Annotated in this window: 8 protein-coding genes; 3 read left to right on the top strand and 5 right to left on the bottom strand. The window is 44.1% G+C overall.

Going from position 1 to position 7,787, the window contains the following annotated elements; translation table 11 throughout:
* On the top strand, positions 1–971 hold a 971-nt coding region (locus F6J99_RS37790), incomplete at its 5' end, for an SAM-dependent methyltransferase (RefSeq protein WP_293121008.1).
* Here F6J99_RS37790 and F6J99_RS37795 read toward each other — a convergent pair.
* From F6J99_RS37795 to F6J99_RS37805, 3 genes are all read right to left on the bottom strand, one after another.
* The gene (locus F6J99_RS37795) at positions 961–1,146 is read right to left on the bottom strand and encodes a hypothetical protein (RefSeq protein WP_293121010.1); all 186 of its coding nucleotides are present in this window, start codon (positions 1,144–1,146) and stop codon (positions 961–963) included. The two genes, F6J99_RS37790 and F6J99_RS37795, sit on opposite strands and share 11 nt — an antisense overlap.
* Positions 1,147–1,258: 112 nt before the next feature.
* Positions 1,259–1,408 carry a hypothetical protein gene (locus F6J99_RS37800; protein WP_293121012.1) on the bottom strand — a complete coding sequence of 50 codons (150 nt, stop codon included), beginning with the start codon at positions 1,406–1,408 and terminating at the stop codon, positions 1,259–1,261.
* 185 nt (positions 1,409–1,593) lie between these two features.
* Positions 1,594–2,418, bottom strand: a complete 825-nt coding sequence (locus tag F6J99_RS37805) for an NAD-dependent epimerase/dehydratase family protein (protein WP_293121014.1) — start codon at positions 2,416–2,418, stop codon at positions 1,594–1,596.
* 1,500 nt (positions 2,419–3,918) lie between these two features.
* Between F6J99_RS37805 and F6J99_RS37810 the strand changes: the two genes are divergently transcribed.
* Positions 3,919–4,266, top strand: coding sequence for a hypothetical protein (locus F6J99_RS37810; RefSeq protein WP_070393473.1), 348 nt, complete (start codon positions 3,919–3,921; stop codon positions 4,264–4,266).
* Between the two features lie 220 nt (positions 4,267–4,486).
* On the opposite strand, the gene F6J99_RS37815 is transcribed toward F6J99_RS37810, so the two are convergent.
* Together F6J99_RS37815 and F6J99_RS37820 are read right to left on the bottom strand one after the other, a co-directional pair.
* Positions 4,487–6,046 carry a DUF3084 domain-containing protein gene (locus F6J99_RS37815; RefSeq protein WP_293121016.1) on the bottom strand — a complete coding sequence of 520 codons (1,560 nt, stop codon included), beginning with the start codon at positions 6,044–6,046 and terminating at the stop codon, positions 4,487–4,489.
* A 786-nt stretch (positions 6,047–6,832) separates the two neighbouring features.
* The gene (locus F6J99_RS37820; RefSeq protein WP_229415336.1) at positions 6,833–7,447 is read right to left on the bottom strand and encodes a GUN4 domain-containing protein; all 615 of its coding nucleotides are present in this window, start codon (positions 7,445–7,447) and stop codon (positions 6,833–6,835) included.
* A 153-nt stretch (positions 7,448–7,600) separates the two neighbouring features.
* On the opposite strand from F6J99_RS37820, the gene F6J99_RS37825 reads away from it, so the two are divergent.
* Positions 7,601–7,787 (top strand): transposase (locus F6J99_RS37825; RefSeq protein ID WP_293121018.1); only part of this gene is annotated, 187 nt, incomplete at its 3' end.

The raw sequence follows: 7,787 nt of genomic DNA on the forward strand, positions 1-7,787 counted from the left end.
ATGTTCTAGTTTACTTGCACCAGCACTACCCAGATTGCTATGGTGCGGTAAATTACATCATTGTGGAAAAGGCAACAGCAATGATTGCTCAACAGAAGCAGCTGTTGTTGAAACTAAACCTACCTAGACTGGACAATCACCAGCACTCGTTACCTGTGCTGTGGTGTTCTTGGGAAGAAATACAAGACAATTCTGTGACTGGTTGCTGTTTCTCTAACGAATTGGTTGATGCATTACCGGTACATCAAGTTGTGCTGCAAGCAGGAGATCTCAAAGAAATCTATATCGGAACAGTTGAGCAGGATGGCGATGAAATTAAGTTTGTAGAAGTTTTAGATACCCCTTCTACACCGCAACTGAGAGAGTATTTTGATTTGGTAGGTATTAATTTGTTCTCTGGTTCCTATCCAGAGGGTTATCGCTCTGAGGTGAATCTCGCCGCACTGGATTGGATTAAAACGGTTGCGAAATGGTTAAACAAGGGCTTTGTCCTAACCATTGATTATGGCTATCCAGCCCAAAAGTATTATTTGCCAGCCCGTGATCAGGGAACACTACAGTGTTATTATCGCCACCGGCACCACAATAACCCCTATAGTTATATCGGCCAACAAGACATTACTGCTCATGTGGATTTTACTGCCCTAGAGCGACAAGGAGAGTTATGTGGTTTGGGTAAAGTAGGTTTCACCAAGCAAGGGTTGTTTCTAATGGCATTGGGATTAGGCGATCGCATAGCTGCCCTTTCTGATCCGACAGAAGAGGGAAATGGGATTGGCCGTAGGTCACGCTACGTGAAGGCAACAGCACAGGATGTGATCAAAATTATGCAGCGTCGCCAACGGTTACACCAGTTGATCGATCCAACGGGATTGGGTGGCTTTGGGGTTTTAATTCAAAGTAAGGGGTTAACGCCATCAGCAGAAGGGGTGGCTCTTAAAGGGTTGACGGTACCACCGATCAGCTCATAGGGCTGCGCCCAGGGAAATAGAAAAGAGAGGGGAGTGTGGGGAGATGGGGAGATAGGGAGATGGGGAGATAGGGAGATGGGGAGATAGGGAGATGGGGAGATAGGGAGATAGGGAGATGGGGAGATGGGGAGATTTTTATTAAGCGATGCAGCGCGGTCTTGGGGGTTTCCCCCACTCGCTATTGCATCAAGACAGGGTAATTATCCGGACATTATATCTAGCGGTTCTCATAGTAATTTTCTGATAGTAATAAGATAAACAAGATTTTTTCCCAGATCCGCTGTTCCCTACTCCCGATTCCCGATTCCCGATTCCCGATTCCCTACTCCCGATTCCCGATTCCCGATTCCCGATTCCCTACTCCCGATTCCCAATTCCCGATTCCCAATTCCCAATTCCCGATTCCCGATTCCCGATTCCCAATTCCCAATTCCCAATTCCCGATTCCCGATTCCCGATTCCCGATTCCCTAAAATCCCAAATCCTATCTATCACAAAAAATTCACACTTATTTTAGATAGTGTATTTGTTGAATCTTGGCTAGAGGCGATTCATGCACCAATCGCCTCGTTCCTTATATTTAGGCTAGTTTTCAGTCAACTAATCCCACCAAGTAATCAGATTAGAAAATTTTTTCTGGATGAATGAGCTGGTAACCTGCGTCAATTATCTTTTTATTTGACACTCGGGCATTGTAAGGTCGGGCTTTGGTAACGGAGGAATCCCAGGATACAGAGGGTAAGTTGTGCTGTTTAAATACTTTTTCAAGCAAGTCTTGATAAGTCAGTATTTGGTCATCTACTAGGTTATAAATCCCTTGCAGTTGGTGAGAACGGACAAATTCTATCGCACCAACTATGTCATCTAGATGAATCCAATTGGTGACTTCTTGACCCGAACCCTCACGAGTAGTACCTGCAAATCGACCAAATATTTTGACTAGTTCCCGCTTCGGACCATAAATTCCTCCCAGACGCAGGATACAAACCTTCAGATTAGGATTGGATGCTGATAGTAATACCTGCTCAGTTTCCGCTAGAATTTCATAATTGGGACTAAGGGGAGAAATCGGTGATGTTTCGTCTACCCAGCCTCCCTGTCGATCACCGTAGACAGCATAGCTTCCGGTGTAAATTAGCTGTCGTACCGTAGGAGCGGTTTTGAGCACAGAAACTAAGGTTTGGGCTGTGTCTAAGTAGGTTTCTTGATAGACCTTACCATTGGCAGCACCCACAGACAGAAGAATAATCTCCTGGTTTTTCACTACCGATTCTAGACCAATCGGGTCGTTTCCTTTAACCACAACCACTCGGTCAGCAATTGTTTTTAGTTCTGGGACGCGCTCAGGGGTAGTAGTGGTTACTGTAGTGGATAACCCTAACTCTTGATGCCAAAGGTGAGCAACGGCACTACCCACGTATCCACAACCAATGATTGCTACATTCATAGCTCGTATGTTTGAAAATTCGATTATTTTGACACTCTCCGCTCGCTTTGTGACGGGGATTCCTAGATCTACGACCGGCCTTAAACCTTCGTGTCCAAGTCTCTAACTCTGTCAGAAGTTTGGCAATATCTAAACCGAAATCCCGTCAAGACTAAGATTTTAGTTCAGTTCACGTGCATACCCAGCGGGCTAGTCTCGCGATAGCGTTTAGTTACTTTTTGAGAAGTGCCTTATGAAGTCCGTTGCTTCCCTGTTTCACCTGGTTCCGGCGTGCCGGAGACGAAACCTTAGAAGAGTGGAGCCTTAATCAAAAAGGTTAAAACTTTTTAATCATAGCCGACTAACTATAAAGGCTCCACTCTTCTTACGGTAACTTCTAACCCCGCCGTACCGTTTAGTTTCAAGTTGTGATCTTGCTGGGTTCACACACCAATTGTTAGTTGATGGTTGGGTTTTTAGCGATGCAGCGCGGTCTTGGGGGTTTCCCCCATGAGCGACTGCATCAAGAAAGGAGGACTTTCCCTACCCTCCGGGCATTACTACTTTAACGCCCTTGCAGTGGCGGGTCTCTCTCCCGTTTGCGCCTCGGTTTTTCAGCCTGTACCCATAATCTAAATTATACCCTAGCGCTAATGTATTGTCAACTTTTTGCCAAAATTATGTCTAGGCGACTAAAGTCTCAGCGAGCCTACATCCCGGAGACGAAACCTGTTTATTAGGGCAGCCTTAATTATAAAGTTTTAAACCTTTTATGCATAGCCGACCAACCATAAAGGCTGGCCTATTCTTACGGTAACTTCTAACCCGGTTTAAAAACGCGGGGTTTTGGCTTGTGGGAATTCCCATAAAAAATCTTACCTTCGCGTAAGCTTTACCCCTTGGGTCTTTCCTTGAAAACTCTGCCTTTTTAAAACGGGGGTGAAACCTGAGCGTGTAGGGTGATTTTAACCGCCGTTGATAGTTTTCTTGACATTTGGGTCTAATTGCGTTAAAATAATCCTGGATTACCCGAAATTTTTAACTAGAGTGGGAACGCAAAATTTAGCAAGTAACAAAAGTTAAAAAAAAATAAGTTAATCAACTGATAAAGTAATAAACCAACAAGTTTAACCTATTGGTTAAACCAATAATTTAAAAATAAATTAAAAAAACAATAAGTTATTGCCCAAATCCTTCGTCCGTAGAGTAAAGTAAAAAGTATCGCCAGAGATAGGGTACTGCGTAATCCTTGCCTAACAATTTGGTCACCTAGGTCGGCTTAGAAGCAAAAAACTAGTTAGCTATCAACAGCCGTTTTGATAAACAAGTTACAGCAGGGAATGCGGAAAACTGGGTCAATAAGACCTAAAACCCTTCGGGAGATTTGCCCTCTAGCTTGGTTGGTATAAACCTTTCAGGTTATGGCGAGTATATCAACCGATAATCCCCCGTGCGAGCAATCCCTAGCACGGGGGAATGTCAAGATAGAAAAGTTTAGCTATCAGCAAGCCCCAGGTCTATATGGCTCGCTACACTCGTTCCATTAAAATCACTATTCCCCTTGATCGTCTTCTGCCGTTACTCATTGAGGTTCTAAAATCCTGCGATTTTGAAATTCTCTACGAGAGTGATGACTATATAATGGCAAGAGAAAGTCCGGGTAATATATCCTTTACGAAGCTGGTTACAGTGGACGTATTGATTGACAAATCGAAAGCCACTGATCAACAAGTGCCCATAAATTTTGTCGTCAAAAATGAAGAGTTACCTCTACAGGTTAATAACCATTGTCGGCAAATGTTTGAGCTACTTCAGGAGGCAGTTAATAACAATCCCGATTGGCAAGTTGCGGAGGAGCTAGCTACTTAAAAATTAAGTAATCAGCAATCAGCAATCAGTAATCAGCAATCAGCGTTTGAATAGCTTTTGAAGAAAAGAGGTAAGGATTCGAATAATGCTGAGTTACCTCACAGCGCTTGTGGCCTGTGCCACCTCGAACGAGGTTTATTTTAAGCTGACGGCTGACCGCTGACGGCTGACCGCTAACGGCTGACCGCTCACTGCTGACTGCTGACTGCTAACAACCTAGCTAGTTAACAATAGTTTTAAAAACATCTTCTCCATTGTAGCTCGCTACCAGCTGCATTTTTAAAGGACCAGCTGTGTAGGCAGTTTCTTGGGCAATAGCCTTGACATTAAGGGGTTGGCCATACTTCTCCAGCTGCTCAATAAAGTTGATGAGGGTGGTCAGCCGACCATCTCCAACTTGAATATCACCCAAAATCCCAGCGCGACGGGCACGGAACTCAGAGGCTGCCAATAACTGATCGAGGCGCTTGCGAATTTGTTCATTGGTCATAGTTGAGGGATTAGTGGAGATGGTAGCAAGGATATCACCCCCCTTAAAGACAACCTGATTGAGGGCTGCATCTGCAAATACTTGTATTGCTTTTTCCCCCTCAACGTAGTTACCTGCTGAAAGAATTCGCACCACGTAGTCTCTACCATCTTGAATCTGCTGGACTAACTGATCCACTTGTGCTTGAGTAATTTGCACCAGTGGCTCTTGGGAATTACTGCTACTAGCACGGGTAATGTCTACGGCTGTCTTATTGGCTTGGCTCAACAGTTGATCAACGGCTTGATTTACCGCTGTTGGATCGACAATTCGTACTACTCCGGAAGTGAGTACCTGACCACGAATTAAAGCAACATTTCCCTGACGCAGTACTTGATAATTCTGATAGTACTGTTCTAGAATTTCTAGTTCCCGCTTTAAAAAAGCCAGTTGTTTTTCTTGTGATTGAAGTTGTTTATTACGTTCAGCAAGTTGACGCTCCTTTTGTTTAAGTTTTTGTTCAAGTTCTTTAAGTTCTTGTTCGAGTTTTTTTAGGAACGTTTCACGCTGAGCAATGACTTGATCCCGTTCGGCAATTTTCCGGTCAAATTGTTTGATAGCTTGGTCTTTGTCAGCCAGCTCCTGATCCCGCTGTTGGATCGTTTGGTCTTGTTTGAGGATAGCTTGGTCTCGCTCCAGGATAGCTTGGTCTCGCTCCAGGATAGCTTGGTCTCGCTCCAGCATTTCCTGATCCCGTTTTTTCACCAATTCTTTTAATTGAGTGATTTGGCTCTGGAGTTGGGTAATTTGTTCATTGAGTTGATTCCGCTGTTGGATTAGCAGCTGACGTTCCCCTAGGAGTGACTTAATTTCAGTACGCAGCACCCCAAGCTGAGCAGAGACATCTTTCAGTTGATTTTGAGCCTGTTGGAAATTTCGATTGGTTTCATCCAAACGCTTCTGAACCTCTATTTGCTCTGCTCTGGCGTCCTCTAACTGCTGCTCTACTCGATTTTTCTCATCCTCTAATTGGCTGACCTCCCGGCGAGCACTTCTAAGTTTTTTGAGGATATTATCAAGTTCAAAAATGCCATCCCGTAGAGACTCGCTGGTGGCAAACAAAATCCCCAAGGTCGAGGCGGAAATTAAGCCACCGGTGATAATTGTTACTACCGTGGCAGTAGTACGGGGACGTAGATTAAATAAACTCAACCGTGCTTTTCCTACTCGTGTACCCATGCGATCGCCTAAGGTAGCGAGTAACCCCCCCAACACCAAAATTGAGGCTATCAGGATATAAGCGCTGGTCATCTAAAGCCTCACGGGACAGTGGAAACTACTATTATTTATGTGGTCATTTCTGTGGTTGAGGAAACGCGAGGAGGCGATTTTAACTGCTGTCAAAGTACTACAATAATAGTTATACAAAAAAAACTTTAAGGTTGGCTGGGAGTCCCAGTGGTGGGAGATTCCACTCAAAATACAATCAATCGAAATTATTGATTGGCTACAGGCACGTAGTCTAGTTTTAGCCCCTGCCAGCAAAGGCTTTAAGGCTAGTGAATCAAACCACATACTTACAAACCACATACTTACAAACCACATACTTACAAACCACATACTTAAAGGTAACCTCAACCCCCACCACCATGAGAGAGTAGCGGGAATTGGCACTGCCTGATGGACTGCAAGCCTTTTGGTGTTATGGAAGGTTAGGTTGATGTGGTTGTTTCGAGCAATGGCTAACATTTGTTAGTTAACTCCTCCGAAGAATCTGCGCCTATCCAAGAGGGCAGAGTTTCAATACTGCATTGTTGTCTATCCAGATACAGCCTATCTCATAGCAGTACAGAATTATGTTTGTTTATGGTAAACGGAAACGATTTATCGACTTCCAACACCAGCAGTAGGGCGTGGGGATTAACCCATAGACTAACAAATTATCCCTAGTTTGTACAAAGCGTGCTCCAAACAATAGACCTGGTAGTTTTGAGTTATCAAACTAACCTTGAAATCCCTAAAATCTTTATATAATTTGTAGCAAAGATTTTTGTTTAAAATTTTTGTTTAAAGAATTATTTCCTTGGGCTGTAACGCTTATATGCTACACTCTAAAAGTCTTTGCATCAATGAAGTATACCACGCCTCACACCCTACCCGAGATAACCACACGATACCGGATACAGACCGATGATTACTCCAGATGAATGCCATACAGACGGGTAGGTGTCCCATCTGGGCATCTAAATTCCATTTGATTTTACTATAGGCTATCCACTCTCCCCTGACTCTCCAACCGATGCGTTCACCTAGCCTAACGCAGTCTCCTCCGGCCTCTTGATAAATGGACTGCTGAACACTAAGCCCAAAGTGTCCTTGGCTGTATCTTACCCAAAGCTGGTCAATGGTCAGCAGGTCAGCACAGGGAAATGTTTTGAGGGACTCTACATCTAGCCATTTTTCAGCTTCTCGACCTGCTGCTTCCAATAGTACCCTGGCTGTCTCTAGGTCGGCTTCTTTCCACTTGCCTGCTGCTAGTACATCTCGCAGTTTAGTGTAGTCTAATCCTTTTTCAGAATGCAGTTTGAGTTCAGGTTCATAGTGATGTCGTGTCATAGGTTTGCGCCATGATGATGGGAGTTGATCAGCAAAGATATAGTAAAGATCTAGTTTTGGCTTTTCTGTCAGGTGTGGGGTACACCCATCAACCATAGCATTGCCCCAAGAGTCAACTACCAGACACTGACGGCAAAGCCATACAGCAATAATCGATAAATTCTAGGTATTAGGGCGTGTCATCAAATAGGTATCAATCTAGTTTAGAATCGATAGATGTAGACAGTTGAGTCAATCGGGAGCTATGGTATGATCAAACGCCGCTATGCTTTACGTGATGACCAGTGGGAACGCATCAAAGACTTACTACCAGGGAGAAAAGAGACGGTAGGAGTCACGGCTAAAGATAATCGATTGTTTGTCGAAGCCGTATTGTACCGATATCGAGCTGGGATTCCCTGGCGGGATTTACCGGAAAGATTTGGTGATTTTCGAG

The sequence above is a fragment of the Moorena sp. SIO4G3 genome, assembly GCF_010692305.1.
Taxonomy (GTDB): domain Bacteria; phylum Cyanobacteriota; class Cyanobacteriia; order Cyanobacteriales; family Coleofasciculaceae; genus Moorena; species Moorena producens_A.

Excerpts from the sequence above, each read along its gene's own strand:
- F6J99_RS37805 (WP_293121014.1), bottom strand. The coding sequence starts at position 2,418 with ATGAATGTAGCAATCATTGGTTGTGGATACGTGGGTAGTGCCGTTGCT.
- F6J99_RS37820 (WP_229415336.1), bottom strand. The coding sequence starts at position 7,447 with ATGGTTGATGGGTGTACCCCACACCTGACAGAAAAGCCAAAACTAGAT.
- F6J99_RS37810 (WP_070393473.1), top strand. The coding sequence starts at position 3,919 with ATGGCTCGCTACACTCGTTCCATTAAAATCACTATTCCCCTTGATCGT.
- F6J99_RS37815 (WP_293121016.1), bottom strand. The coding sequence starts at position 6,046 with ATGACCAGCGCTTATATCCTGATAGCCTCAATTTTGGTGTTGGGGGGG.